This is a genomic window from Streptomyces sp. NPDC050422 (assembly GCF_044458665.1).
Classification (GTDB): Bacteria; Actinomycetota; Actinomycetes; order Streptomycetales; family Streptomycetaceae; genus Streptomyces.
Genome location: NZ_JBITIE010000003.1, coordinates 122,445 through 141,508, shown reverse-complemented (window position 1 = coordinate 141,508; position 19,064 = coordinate 122,445). Strand labels below are relative to the sequence as shown.

Annotated in this window: 18 protein-coding genes; 7 read left to right on the top strand and 11 right to left on the bottom strand. The window is 71.4% G+C overall.

Annotated elements, in window-relative coordinates:
• Positions 1-104: 104 nt before the first annotated feature.
• Positions 105-1,574, top strand: a complete 1,470-nt coding sequence (locus ACIBJG_RS05230; protein ID WP_399304084.1) for an MFS transporter — start codon at positions 105-107, stop codon at positions 1,572-1,574.
• Positions 1,575-1,849: 275 nt separating this feature from the next.
• Here the strand turns inward: ACIBJG_RS05230 and ACIBJG_RS05225 are convergent, their stop codons facing one another.
• Positions 1,850-2,095, bottom strand: coding sequence for a DUF6243 family protein (locus tag ACIBJG_RS05225; protein ID WP_399304082.1), 246 nt, complete (start codon positions 2,093-2,095; stop codon positions 1,850-1,852).
• Positions 2,096-2,545: 450 nt separating this feature from the next.
• Here ACIBJG_RS05225 and ACIBJG_RS05220 point away from each other — a divergent pair, with 450 nt between their 5' ends.
• Together ACIBJG_RS05220 and ACIBJG_RS05215 are read left to right on the top strand one after the other, a co-directional pair.
• Positions 2,546-3,559, top strand: coding sequence for an aldo/keto reductase (locus ACIBJG_RS05220; protein WP_399304080.1), 1,014 nt, complete (start codon positions 2,546-2,548; stop codon positions 3,557-3,559).
• 80 nt (positions 3,560-3,639) lie between these two features.
• Entirely contained in the window at positions 3,640-4,227 is a 588-nt protein-coding gene (locus ACIBJG_RS05215; RefSeq protein ID WP_399304078.1) for a TetR family transcriptional regulator, read from the top strand.
• 69 nt (positions 4,228-4,296) lie between these two features.
• Here the strand turns inward: ACIBJG_RS05215 and ACIBJG_RS05210 are convergent, their stop codons facing one another.
• Positions 4,297-4,503, bottom strand: a complete 207-nt coding sequence (locus tag ACIBJG_RS05210) for a hypothetical protein (protein ID WP_219571183.1) — start codon at positions 4,501-4,503, stop codon at positions 4,297-4,299.
• A gap of 109 nt (positions 4,504-4,612) precedes the next feature.
• The gene (locus ACIBJG_RS05205) at positions 4,613-5,995 is read right to left on the bottom strand and encodes a glycine--tRNA ligase (protein WP_399304076.1); all 1,383 of its coding nucleotides are present in this window, start codon (positions 5,993-5,995) and stop codon (positions 4,613-4,615) included.
• 222 nt (positions 5,996-6,217) lie between these two features.
• Here ACIBJG_RS05205 and ACIBJG_RS05200 point away from each other — a divergent pair, with 222 nt between their 5' ends.
• From ACIBJG_RS05200 to ACIBJG_RS05185, 4 genes are all read left to right on the top strand, one after another.
• Entirely contained in the window at positions 6,218-7,171 is a 954-nt protein-coding gene (locus tag ACIBJG_RS05200; RefSeq protein WP_399304074.1) for a metal ABC transporter substrate-binding protein, read from the top strand.
• Positions 7,172-7,242: 71 nt separating this feature from the next.
• Positions 7,243-8,025 (top strand): metal ABC transporter ATP-binding protein, encoded by a 783-nt coding sequence (locus ACIBJG_RS05195; RefSeq protein WP_399304072.1) that lies wholly within the window; start codon positions 7,243-7,245, stop codon positions 8,023-8,025.
• Positions 8,026-8,027: 2 nt separating this feature from the next.
• Positions 8,028-8,930: a metal ABC transporter permease gene (locus ACIBJG_RS05190; protein ID WP_399304070.1), complete on the top strand. Its 903-nt coding sequence runs from the start codon at positions 8,028-8,030 to the stop codon at positions 8,928-8,930.
• A gap of 65 nt (positions 8,931-8,995) precedes the next feature.
• Positions 8,996-9,430, top strand: a complete 435-nt coding sequence (locus ACIBJG_RS05185; protein ID WP_399304068.1) for a Fur family transcriptional regulator — start codon at positions 8,996-8,998, stop codon at positions 9,428-9,430.
• A gap of 79 nt (positions 9,431-9,509) precedes the next feature.
• Here ACIBJG_RS05185 and ACIBJG_RS05180 read toward each other — a convergent pair whose 3' ends face one another.
• The 8 genes from ACIBJG_RS05180 to leuA all read right to left on the bottom strand — a co-directional run bounded on the left by ACIBJG_RS05180 (position 9,510) and on the right by leuA (position 18,991).
• Positions 9,510-10,337, bottom strand: coding sequence for an isoprenyl transferase (locus ACIBJG_RS05180; RefSeq protein WP_399304066.1), 828 nt, complete (start codon positions 10,335-10,337; stop codon positions 9,510-9,512).
• 22 nt (positions 10,338-10,359) lie between these two features.
• Positions 10,360-11,106 (bottom strand): DNA repair protein RecO, encoded by a 747-nt coding sequence (recO, locus tag ACIBJG_RS05175; protein ID WP_399304064.1) that lies wholly within the window; start codon positions 11,104-11,106, stop codon positions 10,360-10,362.
• A 58-nt stretch (positions 11,107-11,164) separates the two neighbouring features.
• Positions 11,165-11,848, bottom strand: a complete 684-nt coding sequence (locus ACIBJG_RS05170) for a response regulator (protein WP_399304062.1) — start codon at positions 11,846-11,848, stop codon at positions 11,165-11,167.
• A complete protein-coding gene (locus ACIBJG_RS05165; RefSeq protein WP_399304060.1) occupies positions 11,845-13,170 on the bottom strand; it encodes a sensor histidine kinase in 1,326 nt (441 codons plus the stop codon). The genes ACIBJG_RS05170 and ACIBJG_RS05165 overlap by 4 nt, the downstream gene beginning before the upstream one ends.
• A gap of 2 nt (positions 13,171-13,172) precedes the next feature.
• A complete protein-coding gene (locus ACIBJG_RS05160) occupies positions 13,173-15,215 on the bottom strand; it encodes an MMPL family transporter (RefSeq protein WP_399304058.1) in 2,043 nt (680 codons plus the stop codon).
• A gap of 230 nt (positions 15,216-15,445) precedes the next feature.
• Entirely contained in the window at positions 15,446-16,201 is a 756-nt protein-coding gene (locus ACIBJG_RS05155) for a hypothetical protein (protein ID WP_399304056.1), read from the bottom strand.
• Positions 16,202-16,283: 82 nt separating this feature from the next.
• Entirely contained in the window at positions 16,284-16,988 is a 705-nt protein-coding gene (locus ACIBJG_RS05150) for a TerB family tellurite resistance protein (protein ID WP_399304054.1), read from the bottom strand.
• A 215-nt stretch (positions 16,989-17,203) separates the two neighbouring features.
• Positions 17,204-18,991, bottom strand: a complete 1,788-nt coding sequence (leuA, locus tag ACIBJG_RS05145; RefSeq protein ID WP_399304052.1) for a 2-isopropylmalate synthase — start codon at positions 18,989-18,991, stop codon at positions 17,204-17,206.
• Positions 18,992-19,064: the final 73 nt, after the last annotated feature.

The following is a 19,064-nucleotide window of genomic DNA, read 5'->3' as shown; positions in this document are numbered from 1 at the left end:
CATTCCTCCAGCATGCGGGACCGGCCGAAGCCATGGCAGGTGCTTTTGGTACCAGGATAAAGACACTCTGGTACCAGGCTCCGGGAAGAGCGATCGTCGGTGTCGTGAGTGAATCCTCTGTACGGCCGAAGACATACGCCACCGCCGCCCCCGTGGTGCGGCACGACCACCCCGCCCCGGTGCTCGGCGCGTTGGGGCTGTTCACCGTGCTGCTGGGTGCGGCCCTTCCTCTGATCGACTTCTTCATCGTCAACGTCGCCCTGCCCACCATCGACCACGACCTCGCCGCGGGTCCCGCGCTGCTGGAACTGGTCGTCGCGGGTTACGGGCTCTCGTACGCCGTCCTGCTCGTCCTCGGCGGCCGGCTCGGCGACATGGCCGGCCGGCGCCGGCTCTTCCTGCTGGGCATGGCCGCGTTCGGGCTCACCTCACTGGCCTGCGGACTGGCGCCGGACGCCTGGACGCTGGTCGGGGCGCGGGTGGCCCAGGGCGCCGCGGCGGCGCTGATGCTGCCGCAGGTGCTCGCCACCATCCAGGCGGCCACCTCGGGCCACCGGCGGGCCCGGGCGATGAGCCTGTACGGGGCCACGGCCGGACTCTCCATGGTCGCGGGCCAGATCCTGGGCGGGGTGCTCGTCGCCGCCGCGCCGCTGTCGTCGGTGTTCGGCGAGAGCGCGGGCTGGCGCTCGGTGTTCCTGGTCAACGTTCCGGTGGCGGCCGTCGGGCTGATCCTGGCGGCCCGCGCGGTCCCGGAGACGCGGTCGGAGCGCCCGGCGCCCATCGACGTACCGGGCACGCTGCTGCTCGCCGTGTCCCTGGTGACGCTGCTGGCCCCGCTCACCGAGGGGCGGGCGGCGGGCTGGCCACTGTGGACCTGGGTGTCGCTGGCACTGTTCCCGTTCGCTGCGGTCGCCTTCTACCGGGTGGAGCGGCGGGCGGACCGGCGGGGGCTGGTCCCGCTGGTCCCGCCGAGTCTGCTGCGGCTCGACTCACTGCGGCGCGGACTGGCGCTGGTGGTGCCGTTCTCGATCGGCTTCGGCGGCTTCATGTTCGTCATCGCCGTCGCACTCCAGCAGGGGCTGAGGCTGGGCCCGGCGGAGTCCGGCCTTTCGATGGCCCCGATGGCGGTGGCCTTCTTCGCGGCCTCGCTGGCCGGTCCGCGGCTGGTACGGCGCTACGGCAGCCGCGTGGTGACGGCCGGCGGGCTGATCCAGGCGGCCGGCGTCGTCGTGCTCGCCCTCACGGTGTGGCGCGACTGGTCGGGCCTGGGGCTGCTCGGCCTGATGCCGGGGCTGGCCATCGCCGGCTTCGGCCAGGGCCTCCAACTGCCCGTCCTGTTCCGCATCGTCCTGTCTGACGTGCCGCCGGAGCGGGCCGGGGTGGGCGGCGGCGTCATGACGACGACCCAGCAGGCGGCGCTGGCGCTGGGCGTGGCGACGCTCGGTTCGCTGTTCCTGGCACTGGCACCGGGCTCGGGCATGCGGGACGCGCTGATCGTGACGCTGCTGGTCCAGCTGGCCGCGGTCGCCCTGACGGCACTGCTGAGCCTGCGGCTGCCTCGCACCGTGGCATGAGAGCGGGGCGCCGGTACGACCGTGGGGGGGGGGCGCCCCCCGGGGGGGGGGGGCCCCCGGGGGGGGGGGGGGGGGGGGGCGCCCCCCCCCGGGGGCGCCCGGGGCGGGGGGGGGGGGGGGGGGGGCGGCCGGCGGGTGGGGGGCCCCGGGGGCCCGCCCACCTGCCGCCCCACCAAACACCCCCCGCCGGGGGGCCCGTACCCCGTGGGGGGGCCCGGCCCCACGGTCGTACGGGTGGTGCGAACTGCCCTCCGCGAGTTCTCCGCGAGGAGGCGTCAGCTCTGGGCGGGCGCGTCCTGCTCCGGGGCATCCTGCCCGGCCGGTGCGGCGGCCGCGGCGTCCGACGGCTCGGCCTCGGTTCCGGTGGCGCGCTCGCGCATCTTGCGCAGCAGCTCCGCCTTCTGCTCGGCCGCCGACTTCAGGTCGGCGTTGCGCTCGGGGCCGACGCCCTGCTGCTCGGCGCGGGACATCTTCTTGCGCTGTCCGCCGACGCCGAGAAGGTTGTTACGGCTCTTGGCCACGGGGTTCTCCCATTCGTGGTGAAAGTGAGGTCTGAGAAGACCCTGGATCGGTCCGGTGGGCGGCGGGTGGTCGGACCCGCCGCACTCTCACTCGTAGATCTGGAAGAACGAATACATGCGGCAAAGGTACCCGCTCCACGCGGCCCCCAGCACCGGATTTTCGGCCTCCCGAACTCACCCGGACCCACCTGAGCCGCCCCTGACTCACTCTCTCGAGGGAACATGGAATGACAGATATTGAAATCTGTCATCGCGCATGCCATGGTTGATATACGGCATGGCGTGGCGTCGGTACCCCTCGACATCCCGCACCGTCTTCCGAGCTGTTCCACCACGCCTCCTAGCTACTGCTCCGCCGCGCCCACCACCGCACGTCCACCACCCCACGCCCACTCGACGCACGCCCACCACCGCACGTCCACCCGACGCGCCCGCCCACCGGGAGTTCCGATGACCGCCCTCACCACCCGCACCCTCGGCTCCACCGGCCCGCTGGTCTCCGCACTCGGCCTCGGCTGCATGGGCATGTCCGCCCTGTACGGCGAGACCGACCGCACCGAATCGATCGCCACCATCCACGCCGCGCTCGACGCCGGCATCACGCTGTTGGACACCGGCGACTTCTACGGCATGGGCCACAACGAGCTGCTGATCAACGAGGCCCTGCGCACCGCCCCCGCCGCCGCCCGCGAACAGGCGCTGACCAGCGTCAAGTTCGGCGCCCTGCGGACCGTGGAGGGCGGCTTCACCGGTTACGACGGCCGACCGGCAGCCGTCAAGAACTTCGCGGCGTACTCGCTGCAGCGGCTGGGCACGGACCACATCGACATCTACCGGATCGCCCGCGTGGACCCCGACGTCCCGATCGAGGAGACGGTCGGCGCCATCGCGGAGCTCGTCCAGGCCGGCCATGTCCGTCACATCGGGCTCTCCGAAGTCGGGGCGGACACGATCCGGCGGGCAGCGGCCGTGGCCCCGGTTTCGGACCTGCAGATCGAGTACTCGCTGATCTCCCGCTCCATCGAGGCGGAGATCCTGCCCGCCTGTCGCGAGCTGGGCATCGGCGTAACGGCCTACGGGGTGCTCTCACGGGGCCTGATCAGTGGCCACTTCACCCGCGACCGCGAGCTGGCCCCCGGCGACTTCCGGTCCATGAGCCCCCGCTTCCAGGACGAGAACCTCCAGCACAACCTCGATCTGGTCGACGCGCTGCGCAAGATCGCCGAGCAGAAGAGCGTCACCGTCGCGCAGACGGCCATCGCCTGGGTCCTCGCCCAGGGCTCGGACATCGTGCCGTTGGTGGGCGCCCGTCGCCGCGACCGGCTCACCGAGGCTCTCGGCTCGCTGGACGTGCGGCTGGACGCGGCCGACCTCGCCGCGATCGCGGAGGCCGTCCCGGCGGGCGCGGCCGCAGGCGCCCGCTACCCGGACAGCCAGATGGCCCACCTGGACAGCGAGCGCTGACCTCCGGGTACGGTCAGCGGGGTGCGGCCCACCCAGCTTCCACCCCCTCCCCCGCACGACGCCCCGAAAGGCAGCACACCATGACGCCGCCGTCCGACCCGTTGACTCCCGAGCGCATCCTCGAAGCCACCGAGGACGTGCTGCGTCGATACGGGCCCGCGAAGGCGACCGTGGTCGATGTGGCCCGGGTGCTCGGCGTCAGCCACGGCAGCGTCTACCGCCACTTCCGCACCAAGGCCGCCCTGCGCGAGGCCGTGACCGGACGCTGGTTGACGCGTACGGAGCTGGCGCTGACCGAGATCCTGCACGCATCCGCCCAGCCGGCTCCGGCGAAGCTGCGGGAGTGGCTGGAGACACTGTTCGAGGCCAAGCGGCACAAGGCGGGCGACGATCCCGAACTGTTCGCCACGTATGAGGTGCTGATAGGCGAGAGCAGCGTCGTCGAGGACCACATCCGCGAACTGGTCGGCCAGTTGCGGGAGATCATCGAAGAGGGGGTGCAGGAGGGGCAGTTCGCCGCGGCGGATCCCGCGGCCGCCGCCCAGGCCGTCTTCGACGCGACGGCACGCTTCCACGACCCGGCGTACGCGGCGGAGTGGCAGAAGCCCACCATCGCCGCCGAGTTCACCGCCGTCTCGGACCTCCTGCTGCGCGGCCTGCGCGCCTGAGGGGGCCGGCCGCGGTGCGGTTCCGGCGGACCGGCTCCCCCTGCGCAGGGGCGGGCCGACTCCCCGCCCCTACGTCGCCGTCGGATCGACCGTCGCCTGGTGGGCCTCGGCGAGGTGTTCCTCCGCCTTGAGCCAGGGCAGGAACTGCACCGCCCTGCGCCAGTCGCAGGTGTCGCAGCTCAGCTGCCGCTGAACCCCCGACTTCCGCACGTGAACGACGTGTTCACGGCCGTGCTGGTCCCATCTGCTGACCTTGCTCGTGGTCATGGACGGCATCCGAGCCTCCTGAGGGCGAGTCTGCCCAGTCTGCACGAAGCCCCCGGTTCCGTACGGGGAACCGGGGGCTTCGTCCAGCGGGTGCTGGCGGTCCAACGGGTGCGACGTGTCAGCAGCCGAGCAGACGGGCGCCGAGGTACGCCTGGATCTGGTCCAGCGAGACGCGCTCCTGCTTCATGGTGTCGCGCTCGCGCACGGTCACCGCGTTGTCGTCCAGGGTGTCGAAGTCGACGGTGACGCAGAACGGGGTGCCGATCTCGTCCTGGCGACGGTAGCGGCGGCCGATGGCGCCGGCGTCGTCGAACTCGATGTTCCAGTTCTGCCGCAGGTCGGCCGCGAGGCCCTTGGCCTTCGGCGAGAGCTGCGGGTTGCGGGACAGCGGCAGGACCGCGACCTTGACCGGCGCCAGACGCGGGTCGAGGCGCATCACGGTGCGCTTCTCCATGACGCCCTTGGCGTTGGGCGCCTCGTCCTCGATGTAGGCGTCCAGGAGGAACGCCAGCATCGAACGGCCGACACCGGCCGCGGGTTCGATGACGTAGGGGGTCCAGCGCTCGCCGGCCTCCTGGTCGTAGAACTGCAGGTCGGTGCCGGAGGCCTTGGAGTGCGCCTTCAGGTCGTAGTCCGTGCGGTTGGCGACGCCCTCCAGCTCGCCCCACTCGCTGCCGCCGAAGCGGAAGCGGTACTCGATGTCAGCGGTGCGCTTGGAGTAGTGGGAGAGCTTCTCCGCCGGGTGCTCGAACCACCGCATGTTCTCCTCGCGCATGCCGAGGCCGGTGTACCAGTTCCAGCGCTGCTCCATCCAGTATTCCTGCCACTGCTCGTCCTCGCCCGGCTTGACGAAGAACTCCATCTCCATCTGCTCGAACTCGCGCGTGCGGAAGATGAAGTTGCCCGGAGTGATCTCGTTCCGGAAGGACTTGCCCATCTGCGCGATGCCGAACGGCGGCTTCTTGCGGGAAGTCTGCAGCACCTGGCCGAAGTTGGTGAAGATGCCCTGGGCGGTCTCGGGGCGCAGGTAGGCGACCGAGCCGGAGTCCTGGGTCGGGCCGAGGTGCGTGGAGAGCAGGCCGGAGAACGCCTTGGGCTCGGTGAAGGTGCCCTTGTTGCCACAGTTGGGGCAGTTGAGGTCGGCGAGGCCGCCCACCGGCGGCTTGCCGTGCTTCTCCTCGTACGCCTCCTCCAGGTGGTCCGCGCGGTAGCGCTTGTGGCAGGAGGTGCACTCGGTGAGCGGGTCGGAGAACGTGGCGACGTGGCCGGAGGCCACCCACACCTCGGGGGCCAGGATGACCGACGAGTCGAGTCCGACCACGTCCTCGCGCGAGGTGACCATGTAGCGCCACCACTGGCGCTTGAGGTTCTCCTTGAGCTCGACACCCAGCGGCCCGTAGTCCCAGGCGGCCCGCTGGCCACCGTAGATCTCACTGCAGGGGTAGACGAAGCCACGGCGCTTGCTCAGGCTGACGATGGAGTCGATCTTGTCGGCGGCCACGGTGCTCTCTTCATTACGACGACGAAAGTGGACGGGGGTGACGCGAAGCGCCTCGGTGGGGGGGGTGGTGGTCGGGAGACGGGTGCGCGAAGTCCTCAGATTACCGGCGGGCACGCCCCTTCGATCAAATCGGTATCGGACCAGTCCGTCGAGCGGCCCGTCCCGGAGGCATCTCATCCGCCTTGTTGACAATCGTTTCCACTTTTGTTGAAAATGACTGTCATGAACGTACGCCGCCTCATACCCACGACCGCCGTCGCCGGAGCAGTCGTCCTCGGCCTCACCGCACTCTCCGCCTGCTCGACCTCCGACGCCGCCGACCGCGGGAGCGGTGACAAGCTGAACGTGGTGGCGTCCTTCTATCCGATGCAGTTCCTGGCCGAGCAGATCGGCGGGAACCACGTCTCCGTCTCCACGCTGACCAAGCCGGGCGTGGAACCGCACGACCTGGAGCTCAGCCCCCGGGAGGTCGGAGGCCTGAGCGACGCGGACTACATCCTCTACCTCAAGGGTCTCCAGCCCGCCGTCGACGACGCGATCAAGCTCTCCGAGTCCGAGCACACCGTCGACGCCGCGACCCTCACCACGCTGGAGGACCACGGCGCCGAGGTCGGAGGCGAGGAGCACGCCCACGAGCACGAGGGCGAGAAGGCCGGCGCCGACCCGCACATCTGGCTGGACCCGGTGAAGTACGCCCAGGTCGCCAAGGGCGTGGGCGCGTCCCTGGAGAAGACCGACCCCGACCACGCCGCGGACTACCGCAAGAACACCGACGCCCTGGTCACCAAGCTCGACGCGCTCAACACCGCGTACGAGAACGGGCTGAAGAACACCACGACGAAGACGTTCATCACCACCCACTCCGCCTTCGGGTACCTGGCCGAGCGCTACGGCCTCACCCAGGAGGGCATCGCCGGCATCGACCCCGAGGCCGAGCCCAGCCCCGCCCGGATCAGCGCCCTGCACTCGATCGCCCAGGAGAAGCAGGTCACCACCGTCTTCTTCGAGACGCTCGCCAGTGACAAGACGGCGAAGACCGTCGCCCGGGACACCGGCCTGAAGACCGACGTCCTGGACCCGCTGGAGGGAATTACCGGCAAGTCCCAGGGCGATGACTACATCGAGGTCATGGAGTCCAACCTCGCCGCCCTGCAGAAGGCGCTCGGCGCGAAGTGAGCGCCCCCGCAGACCCCGCACACCCCGCAGACCCGGTCGACCCGAACCGCTCAGCAGCACCGGAGGCGCTCATGCCCGAGCCCCAGAGCACCACACCCGACCCCGTGATCGTCGTACGCGACGCCGCGGCCACCCTCGGCGCGCGCCCCGTGCTGCGCGGCATCGACCTGACCGTGCGCCGCGGCGAGGTCGTCGCCCTGCTCGGCGCCAACGGTTCCGGCAAGTCGACCGCCGTACGTTCCGTCATCGGCCAGGTCCCGCTCACCGGCGGCACCGTCGAACTCTTCGGCACCCCGCTGCGCCGCTTCCGCGACTGGGCCCGGGTCGGTTACGTACCGCAGCGCACCACGGCGGCCGGTGGCGTGCCCGCCACGATCCGTGAGGTCGTCTCCTCCGGACGGCTCTCCCGCACGAAGCTGGGCCTGCCCCGCAAGGCCGACCGGGCCGCCGTCGACCGCGCCATCGCGCTCGTCGGCCTCTCCGACCGCGCCAAGGACTCGGTGGACGCCCTCTCCGGCGGCCAGCACCAGCGCGTGCTGATCGCCCGCGCGCTCGCCTCCGAACCCGAACTGCTGATCATGGACGAGCCGATGGCCGGCGTCGACCTGGCCAGCCAGGAGATCCTCGCCGAGACGCTGCGCGAGCAGGTCGCGGCCGGCACCACCGTGCTGCTCGTCCTGCACGAGCTCGGCCCGCTGGAGCCCCTGATCGACCGGGCGGTCGTGCTGCGCGACGGCTGCGTGATGCACGACGGACCGCCCCCGAAGGCCCTCGGGCAGCACGCCCTGCCCGGCCACGACCACGTACACCCCCACGCGGCCTCCGAGCCCGTCCGGACGGGACTGCTGAGCTGATCATGGAATTCCTCACCCCTCCCTTCATGCAGCGGGCCCTGATCGCCGCCGTGCTGGTCGGCGTCATCGCCCCCGCCGTCGGCATCTACCTGGTGCAGCGCCGGCAGGCCCTGATGGGCGACGGCATCGGCCACATCGCGATGACCGGCGTCGGCCTCGGCTTCCTGCTCTCCACCAGCCCGGTCTGGATGGCCACGGCCGTCGCCGTCGTCGGCGCGGTCACCATGGAACTGATCCGCTGGTACGGACGCACCCGCGGCGACATCGCCCTGGCGATGCTCTTCTACGGCGGCATGGCGGGCGGTGTCCTGCTGATCAACCTCTCCGACACCGGTTCCAACGCCAACCTCACCTCGTACCTCTTCGGCTCGCTGTCCACGGTCTCCTCCGAGGACATCACCGCGATCGCCCTGCTGGCCGCGTTCGTACTGCTGGTGACCGTGGGGCTGCGACGGCAGCTGTTCGCCGTCAGCCAGGACGAGGAGTTCGCCCGCGTCACCGGGCTGCCCGTGCGCGTACTGAACCTGCTGATCGCGGTCACCGCCGCGGTGACCGTCACCGTCGCGATGCGGGTCGTCGGGCTGCTGCTGGTCAGCGCCCTGATGGTGGTCCCGGTCGCCGCCGCGCAGCAGATCACGCGGTCGTTCAAGGTGACGTTCGTGCTCTCCGTCGTCACCGGGGTCGCGGTGACCCTGGCCGGCACCATCACGTCGTACTACCAGGACGTCCCGCCCGGCGCGACGATCGTGCTGCTGGCCATCGGGGTGTTCATCGCCCTGACGCTGCTCGCCACCCCGCTGGCCCGGATCCGTGCCCGCCGCCGCGAAACGGCGGACGAGCGGTGCACCCTGGAAGTACCGGCCACCCGTCGGGCCACGGACGACGCACCCGTAAGGTCGGCCTAACCCCGCCGCCGGTGCGGACTGGCACAATGGCCCGACATACGTACGGGCGACACGAGGAGGCTCCTGTGGCGACGGCGCCGATCAGTGGAACGAATGCCGCACCGGTACGCGGGCGGTCGACCCGGCAGCGGACAGCGGTGGCGGCGGCGCTCGACGAGGTGGACGAGTTCCGCAGCGCCCAGGAACTGCACGACGTACTCAAGCACCGCGGTGACTCGGTCGGGCTGACCACGGTCTACCGCACCCTGCAGTCCCTCGCGGACGCGGGCGAGGTCGACGTGCTGCGCACCACCGAGGGCGAGTCCGTCTACCGCCGGTGCTCGACCGGCGACCACCACCACCACCTGGTGTGCCGGATGTGCGGCAAGGCCGTCGAGGTCGAGGGCCCGGCGGTGGAGCAGTGGGCCGAGACCATCGCGGCGCAACACGGTTTCGTGAACGTGGCGCACACGGTCGAGGTCTTCGGTACGTGCGTGGAGTGCGCGAGCACCAAGGGGTGATGCCCCCGGCCCCCGCCCCTCGCCGGAGAGGCTGAGAGGCCGGGAGAGGCGAAAGAGCCGTGATCGTACCGGCAGCGGCTCAGGCCGTGGGTCCGGCCTTCTGCGCCGCCTCCACCGCACCGCCGAAGCGCCGGTCGCGCTGGGCGAACTCCAGACAGGCGCGCCACAGGTCGCGGCGGTCGAAGTCCGGCCACAGCACGTCCTGGAAGACCATCTCGGCGTACGCGCTCTGCCAGATCAGGTAGTTGGACGTGCGCTGTTCGCCGCTGGGCCGGACGAAGAGGTCGACGTCCGGCATGTCCGGGTAGTAGATGTACTTCGCGAACGTCTTCTCGTTGACCTTCGACGGGTCGAGCTTCCCGGCCGCGACATCCTGCGCGATCCGCTGTGCGGCGTCCGCGATCTCGGCGCGCCCGCCGTAGTTGACGCAGAAGTACAGCGTCATCTTGTCGTTGTCCTTGGTCTGCTCCTGGGCGACCTGGAGCTCCTGGACGACGGACTTCCACAGCTTCGGCATGCGGCCGACCCAGCGGATCCGGATGCCGAGTTCGTCCATCTCGTCGCGGCGGCGGCGGATGACGTCCCGGTTGAAGTTCATGAGGAACTTCACCTCGTCCGGGGACCGCTTCCAGTTCTCGGTGGAGAAGGCGTACAGCGAGAGGTTCTTGACGCCCATCTCGATGCAGCCCTTGAGCACGTCCATGACGACGCCCTCGCCGACCTTGTGGCCCTCGGTACGCGGCAGGCCGCGCTCCTTGGCCCAGCGGCCGTTGCCGTCCATCACGACGGCGACGTGCTTGGGCACCAGTTCGCCGGGGATCTTCGGGGGCACGGCACCGGACGGGTGCGGCTCCGGGGTCTTGTAGTCGCGCCGGTTGCGGCCGCCGAGGATTCCGCGTACTGCCATGAGCTTTTCCGTCTCCCTGTGTCTACTTTTCCACGTACCGCAGCGAACGCAGGCCGCGCTCCAGATGCCAGTGGAGATAGGCGGACACCAGCCCGCTCCCCTCCCTGACGTGACGCGGCTCGCACGCGTCCGCCGTCTCCCAGTCGCCGGAGAGCAGTGCGCTCAGCAGGGTGACGGCCTCAGCCGAGGGTACGACGCTGCCGGGTACCCGGCAGTCGCCGCATATGACGCCGCCCGCCGCGACGGAGAAGAACCGGTTCGGACCGGGCATTCCGCACCGGGCGCAGTCGACGAAGCTGGGGGCGTAGCCGTTGACCGCGAGGGAGCGCAGCAGGAAGGCGTCGAGGATGAGGTTCGGCTCGTGCTCCCCGCGGGCCAGGGTGCGCAGGCCGCCCACCAGGAGCAGGTACTGCTGGACCGCGGGTTCGCCCTCGTGGTCGGTGAAGCGTTCGGCGGTCTCCAGCATCGCGGTGCCCGCGGTGTAGCGGCCGTAGTCGGTGACGATTCCGCCGCCGTACGGAGCGATGGTCTCGCTCTGGGTGCAGAGCGGCAGCCCGCGCCCGACCAGTTCGCTGCCGCGTGCGAAGAACTGCACGTCCACGTGGGAGAACGGCTCCAGCCGGGCCCCGAACTTCGACTTCGTGCGCCGCACACCGCGCGCGACAGCCCGTACCCGGCCGTGGCCGCGGGTCAGGATCGTGATGATCCGGTCGGCCTCGCCCAGCTTCTGCGTGCGGAGCACCACGCCGTCGTCCCGGAACAAGCTCATGGCTCCATTGTCCGGTACGCGAGTGGCCCGGCGGGCCCGCCCCCGAAACCCGGTCCGGTCAGTTCACGTCCGCGCCGCCGCCCGCGGGCACGACGAGCCCGGATTCGTAGGCGACGATCACCAGCTGGGCCCGGCCGCGGGCGCCCAGCTTGCCCATGATCCGGCTCACATGGGTCTTGGCGGTGAGCGGGCTGAGGCCGAGGGTCTCGGCGATCTCGGTGTTGTTGAGCCCGCGTGCGACGAGGGCGAGCACCTGGCGTTCCCGGTCGGAGAGCATGCCGGGGCCGCCTGCTCCGGCGCCGGCCGGGGGCTGCGGCGCGCTGAGGACCCGGGCGATCAGCCGGGCGGTCGGGCCGGGCGAGAGCAGGGAATCGCCCGCGGCCACCGTCCTGATCGCGGCGAGCAGATCGGCGGGCCGGGTGTCCTTGACCAGGAAGCCGGAGGCACCGGCGCGCAGGGCGTCGACGATGTGGTCGTCGGTGTCGTACGTGGTCAGGACGAGGACCTTCACCCCGGCCAGGTCCTTGTCGGCGGCGATGCGGCGGGTCGCCTCGATGCCGTCGAGCTCGGGCATCCGGATGTCCATCACGACGAGGTCGGCGCGTGCCGAGCGCGCGAGCGCGACGGCTTCGAGGCCGGTGCCGGCCTCGCCGACGACCTCCATGTCCGGGTCGGAGCCGACGAGCATCGCGAACGCGGCCCGGACGAGCGTCTGGTCGTCGGCGAGCAGTACGCGGATCATGCGGCGGTCTCCGTTTCCTGGGCCCGGGGGGCGGATGGGGCGGATACGGAAGGGGGCGGCGAGGTCTGTCCCTCGACCCGGTTCCGGAACGGCAACAGCGCCGAGACTTCGAAGCCGCCGTCGGGGCGGGGGCCGGCTTCCAGGGTGCCGCCCGTACTGCGGGCCCGTTCCCGCATCCCCACGATGCCGAAGCCGGGCGCGGAGCCGTCGTCCTGGGGGCCGGTGCCGTCGTCGGTGACGGTGACCCGCAGGGCGCCCGTGCCGGCGGGTACGACGGCGACGACGACGCGGACGCCGGGGCCCGCGTGGCGTACCGCGTTCGTCAGGGACTCCTGCACGATGCGGTAGGCGGCCGCTCCGGTCGCTGGGGGGATGCGGCCTTCGGGTACCTGGACCCGGAGGTCGACCCGGGCCCCGGACGCCTCCGCGGCCCGTACGAGGCCGGGCAGTGCGGCCAGATCGGGCAGCGGGCCGTCGGTGTCGTGTCCGTTGGCGTGTCCGGTGTCGCGCAGCACCTGGAGGGTGGTCCGGAGCTCCGCCCTGGCCTCGCGGCAGGTGTCGGCGATGTCGTCCAGGGACGCGGCGATCGCCTGCCGGTCGAGCCGCTGCGGGTCGACGGTCAGGATGTGCGAGGCGACCGAGGTCTGCACGCCGATGAGGGTGATGCTGTGGGCCAGCAGATCGTGCAGATCGCGGGCGATCCGCAGCCGTTCCTCGGCGACCCGCCGCCGGGCCTCCTCCTCGCGGGTCCGTTCGGCACGTTCGGCGCGCTCCAGCATCGAGGCCACGTACTGGCGGTAGATGCGTACGTCGACGCCGCAGAACAGCACGGCGACGACCCACCCGGAGATGCGCAGGAGTTCGAGCCCCTGATGGGCGTCGATGCTCAGCACCACCGTCACCATGACGGACGTCACACCGATGCCGGTGAGCAGGGTGCGCAGCGGGCGGCCGGTCACGGCCACGGTGTAGAGCGCGATCCAGGTCTGCGGCACCGGAGCCGAATGGGCGTTGTCGAGGCCGTGGTAGAGCATCAGCAACGGGATCATGGCGAGCAGTACGAGGACAGGGCTGCGCCGCCGCCACACGAGCGGTGCGGCACTGGCCATGAGCAGGAGCCAGCCGAGCGCGTCGGGCGCGACGGCGTCGCGGGCGGACAGGGCGAGGGCGGCGGAGAGCGCACCGGCGCCCACGGCGATGAGGGCGTCGGTGCGCGTCTTGTGCGGCGCGTGCATGGGGTCGCGGTTGACGACGGCCAGGATGCGCTCGCGGCGGCGTGCGGTGGTGGACACGCCGCCATCCTCCGGTACGGGGCGGGGCATTGTCAGGGCGTCCTGACGAGTTCCTGTTCGCGCGGGGCGGGTGCGGCGGGTGTACGGCTGAGCGCGCCGGGCCACCACATCCTGCGCTGCAGGGCCACGCTCGCCGAGGTCACCAGGTAGGTGCGGACGAGGAAGGTGTCGAGCAGGACGCCGACGGCGATGACGAAGCCCATCTCGACCAGGCCCGTCAGCGGCATGTTCGTCAGGACGGCGAAGGTGGCGGCGAGCACGAGTCCGGCCGAGGCGATCACGCCGCCGGTGGTACGCAGCGCGGTGAGCGCGGCCTCGGTGGGTTCGGCGCCGCGCCTGGCCTCCTCGCGGACCCGGTGCATCAGGAAGATGCCGTAGTCGACGCCGAGTGCCACCAGGAAGACGAAGGTGAGCAGCGGCAGCCCGGGGTCGGTGCCCTTGAGTCCGAGGACCGGTTCGAAGAGCAGTCCGCCGATGCCGAGCGCGGCGCCCCAGACCGCGACGACGGCGGCGACGAGCAGCAGCGGGGCGACGAGGCTGCGCAGCAGGACGATCAGGATCAGCAGGACGGAGAGCAGGACGAGCGGGACGACGAGGTCCAGGTCACGGGAGCTGGCCGTCTCCAGGTCCATCTGCTGGGCGCCGGGGCCGCCGACGTGGCTGCCTTCCAGCCCGTCGCGCAGGGCGTGGATGGTGTCCCGCTCCCCCGCGGACTCCGGCCGGTCCTTGGCGACGACGGACAGTTCGGTCCAGCCGCCGCCGCTGCGGCCGCGTTCGGCGGAGGCGACGCCCTCGGTCGTACGGGCCTTCGCCAGCGCGGCGCCGGCCCGGTCCGTGGGGGCGATCACGGTGATCGGCTGGGTGGAGCGGCCGGGGTAGGCGTCGGCGAGGGTCGCCATGGCAGCGACCGAGTCCGGCGTGCTGGTGAAGGAGTCCTCCTGCTTGAGGTCGCCGGGCAGGTTGAACACGCCGAGCGACAGGGCGCCCAGCAGCACTCCGCCGCTGACGAGCACGGCGACGGGCCGGCGCCCCGCGGAGCCTCCCATGGCGGCGAAGAGCGAGCGGCGCTTCTTCGGCTCGGTGCCGTACACGGGAACGAGGGGCCAGAACACCCGGCGGCCCAGCAGTACCAGGACGGCCGGAAGCAGCGTCAGCATCGCCAGGAGCGCGCACAGCACCCCGACGGCGGCGATGGGGCCCATGCCCCGGCTGCTGGTGAGATCGGCGGCCAGGAGGCACAGGAGGCCCGCCGCGACGGTGGCGGAGGAGGCGACGACGGCGGGTCCGCAGCCGCGCAGCGCCGCCGCCATCGCCTCGTGCGGCCGGGCGACGCGGGTGAGTTCCTCGCGGTAGCGGGAGACGAGGAGCAGGGCGTAGTCGGTGCCGGCGCCGAAGACGAGGATGGTCATCACCGCGGAGCTCTGGCCGGTGACGGTGACGTCGAAGCCCCGGTTGAGTCCGTAGACGACCGCCATCGACAGGGCGTCGGCGACACCTGCGACGACGAGCGGCACCAGCCACAGCAGCGGGCTGCGGTAGATGAGGATCAGCAGGATCGCGACGACGGCGACGGTCGTGTAGAGGAGCGGTCCGCCGAGCGAGCCGTACACCTCCTGCGCGTCGACGTTCAGCGCGCCGGGCCCGCCGACCTCGACGCTCAGTCCGCCGCCGCCCCGCGCGGTGTCGCGCACGTCGTCGACGAACGCGGTCCGCGCCTCGTCGTCCTGGCCGGGCTCGGTGGTGGAGACCGGGTACATGAGGGTGGTGCCGTCCTCGGACGGCACGGCTCGCGGCGGGGCGGAGAGGGTGTGGCCGCCCGCGACCTCGGCGGTCTGCCGGGCTGCCGCGGCCCGGTCGGCGGCGGTCAGCCCGCCGTCGCGGTGGTAGACGAGGACGAGGTCGGTCGACTCGCCACCGGGCAGCGTGTCCTGGATCTTGGCCACCTGGGTGGAGTCGGCACTGGCCGGCAGATAGTCGACGGCACGGTTGACCTGTACGTCCCCGAGCTTGCCGGCCAGCGGGCCGGCGATCGCGATCACGGCCACCCAGAGCGCGACGATCGCCCAAGGCAGCATGCGCCACCTGCTCCGTGGCCGCGTCCGCTCGCCACTGTCCTGTGCTGCTGCGGCCCTCATGGGAGGCCCCCTCTTCCGTACGGGTGTCCGGTCATGTCCAGACTCCCGTCGGGCCGGGGGCGACGCGTCGCACCGGGGGCCGACTTCCCCGCTACTGCCGGGGAGGGCACGGCGGCCCGGTTACTCCCGCGGGAGTAACGCGGCGTCGGGGCGGCGACGGACCCGGTGGGTCAGAAGGGCCGGCCGTCCCAGCCTGGGTCCTCCCAGCGGGCCGCGCCGTCGAGGCCGAGCAGCCGTATCCGGTTGAGCAGTTCCGCCGGTGCGCCGTGGGCCCGGAGGCGGGCAGGCGCGTTGCGGACCAGCCAGGAGGTCAGCCCGGTGCGGATCTCCTCCTCGCTGTCGTCCCGGGAGTTCCAGGGCAGTTGGTCTCCGATGAGTTCCCACTCCCACCGTTCGACCAGGGCGGCGAGGTGTCCGTCGGCCGGTGGCCCCGTCAGCGTCTCCCAGACGCCGAGCCACGGGGCGACGGCGGCGGACGCCTCGGTGGCCAGGGCCAGGACGTCGGGGACGGGCACCACGGGGCGGGGATCGACGAGGGTGCGGGCCCACCAGGCGTGCAGGAACTCCCGGACCGCCCCGGCCTGTGCGGCGGGCCACTGCTCCCACCGGCCCCGGGCGAACGACCAGCCCGCCTCCGCATACCAGGGACCGGCACAACCGGCGACGAGGGACCGGGCGAACTGGGGCAGGATCCTGCGCAGGACGGATGCGTGGTCGCGCCAGTCGGGGGCCTGCCAGGTGCGCCGCAGGAGGTCGGGGTCCAGCTCCGTGTCCGCCACCTTGAGCAGCGCGAGTTCCTCGGCGGCGCCCCAGTGGCACACGCAGTTGTTCTCGTCGGGGCGGGCTGTCAGGCCGGCGAACGTGACGGCCAGGCGGTCCAGCGCGGCATCGAGACGCAGGCGTGCACGGGATTCTTCGGCGCTCATCGGGGAGCTCGCAATCGGGGCTCCGGGAGCTTCCGCCACCCGAAGAGAGCGACCCTACCGGGCCGTCGCGCGGCCGGAGTTGTCAGGAGGGCGTGCGCGCCGCGGCCGCGAGGAGGCGTGCGGTGTCCTCGGCGCGGAGCCGCAGTGCCCCGCCGGCCGTGGTCAGCACCTCGCGTTCGGCCGGGCTGTACGGGCCGTCGGCGAGGGCGATCCGGGCGCCCTGGAGCAGAATCGATTCGCGGCCTGCGGGCGCCAGGTGCGGGGCGAGGGGCTCCAGCGCCTCGTGGAGCTCGATGGCCAGGGCCGCACCGCAGGCCTCGGCCGCGGGGTCGAACGCGGAGTTGTGGCCGATGTCGGCGGAGAGGATCTCGACGACGGTGGCGAGCTGCTCCTGGGTGCAGTCGTCGAATCCGGCGCCGCGCACGGTCTCGACGGCCGTCTCCAGGACCGTACGGGAGGTGCTGCCGCCGGCCGCGAGGACCCCGAGGGTCACGGTGTGGACGGCGTCCCTGAGCATCGCGGAGAACCGCGTGGTGGTGGGATGGTCGAGCGCCTCGGTGTCGAAGTGGGCGTGGCAGGCGGCGCATTCGACGACCGGGCCCACGGTGCCGCGCCGCAGCAGCGGCACACCGAGGACGGCGAAGCGGCGGCGCCCGGTCAGGCGGCGGTAGTTGCGGTCACCCCCGCAGCCCGGACAGAAGAACTCGCCGTCACCGACGGTGTCCCACATCGTGCGAATGCCGCAGATGCGCAGCTTTGTGGCGCTTCGTCCCAGGGCTACCCGCACGTCGCACACCTCCGTAACTCCCCCGTAACCCAAGGGCACGGGAGGTACCCCCCTCGGCAACATTGCCGTGTTGGACGTGATGTTAACCACATCCGTGATCCGGCGTCAGCACCTCGCCCGCCCCGACCGCCCATAGATGGCCGAACCCCGCCCTCCGGGAGCGGGGGGGCGGGGTTCACGAACCGTACGACTTCACACCCTTTCGGGCGCCCGGGTCAGCGGGTGGCGCGGTTGACGGCCGAGACGACCGCCTTCAGGGAGGCCCGCGTGGTGTTGGCGTCGATGCCGATGCCCCACAGGACCTTTCCGTCGATGGCGCACTCGATGTACGAGGCGGCCTGCGCGCTCGCGCCCTCGCTCATCGTGTGCTCGGTGTAGTCCAGCAGCCGCGCGTCGATGCCGATGGCCTGCAGCGCTTCGAAGAACGCGGAGATCGGGCCGTTGCCGGTGCCGTTGAGCACGGTGTCCGCGCCGTCCACGTTCGCCTCGACGGTGATCGTGTCCTGGCCGTCCGAACCGGTCGTGGTCTGGCCGGAGCGGATCTGTACGCGACCCCAGGCGTTCTCGGGGTTGGGCAGGTACTCGTCCTGGAACGCGGTCCAGATCTGCGCCGGCGTGATCTCGCCGCCCTCGGCGTCGGTCTTGGCCTGAATGATGCGGGAGAACTCGATCTGCATCCGGCGCGGCAGGTCCAGCTTGTGGTCGTTCTTCAGGACGTACGCGATTCCGCCCTTGCCGGACTGCGAGTTGACCCGGATGACGGCCTCGTAGCTGCGGCCGACGTCCTTCGGGTCGATCGGCAGGTACGGCACCGCCCACTCGATGTCGTCGACGGTCTTGCCCTGGGCGGCCGCGTCGGCCTCCATGGCGTCGAAGCCCTTCTTGATGGCGTCCTGGTGGGAGCCGGAGAAGGAGGTGTAGACCAGGTCGCCCGCGTAGGGGTGGCGCGGGTGGACCTCCATCTGGTTGCAGTACTCGCTGGTGCGGCGGATCTCGTCGATCTGCGAGAAGTCGATCTGCGGGTCCACGCCCTGGGAGAACAGGTTCATGCCCAGCGTCACCAGGTCGACGTTGCCGGTGCGCTCGCCCTGGCCGAACAGGCAGCCCTCGATCCGGTCCGCACCGGCCATCAGGGCCAGTTCGGCGGCGGCGACGGCAGTGCCCCGGTCGTTGTGCGGGTGGACGGACAGGCAGACGTACTCACGGCGTGACAGGTTGCGGGACATCCACTCGAACCGGTCCGCGTGCGTGGACGGAGTCGAACGCTCCACCGTGGCGGGCAGGTTGAGGATGATCTCGCGGCCCTCCTCGGGCTGCCACACGTCACAGACCGCCTCGCAGACCTCCAGGGCGAAGTCCAGCTCGGTGTCGGTGAAGATCTCGGGGCTGTACTGGTAGCCGAAGATCGTCTCCTCGCCCAGGATCTTCTCGGCGTACTCCATGACCAGCCGGGTACCGTCCACCGCGATCTGCTTGACCTGCTCCTTCGAGCCGCGGAAGACCACCCGGCGGAAGGTGGGGGCGGTCGCGTTGTACAGGTGCACCGTGGCGCGGTGGGCGCCGACCAGCGATTCGACGGTTCGCTCGATCAGTTCCTCGCGGGCCTGCGTCAGGACGGAGATCGTCACGTCCTCGGGAATCGCGCCCTCTTCGATGATGGAGCGCACGAAGGCGAAGTCGGTCTCACCGGAGGACGGGAAGCCGACCTCGATCTCCTTGTAGCCCATGCGCACCAGCAGGTCGAACATCTCGCGCTTGCGGGCCGGCGACATCGGGTCGATCAGGGCCTGGTTGCCGTCGCGCAGGTCGGTGGAGAGCCAGCGGGGCGCGGCGGTGACCCGCTTCCCGGGCCAGGTGCGGTCGGGGATCTCGACGGCCTCGTACCGGCCGTACTTGTGGATCGGCATCCCGGACGGCTTCTGCAGCCCCGTGGCGTTGGTGATCGGCGTGGGGCGGCCGACGGCGCTCTCGGCGGGGGTCTGCGCGGGGTTCACTTCGGTCATGGCGTAGGGCTCCTCGGGGTCCTGCGAAGGGACGGCCGACTGTGTCGCTGCAACACCAGACTCCGCGGGGAGG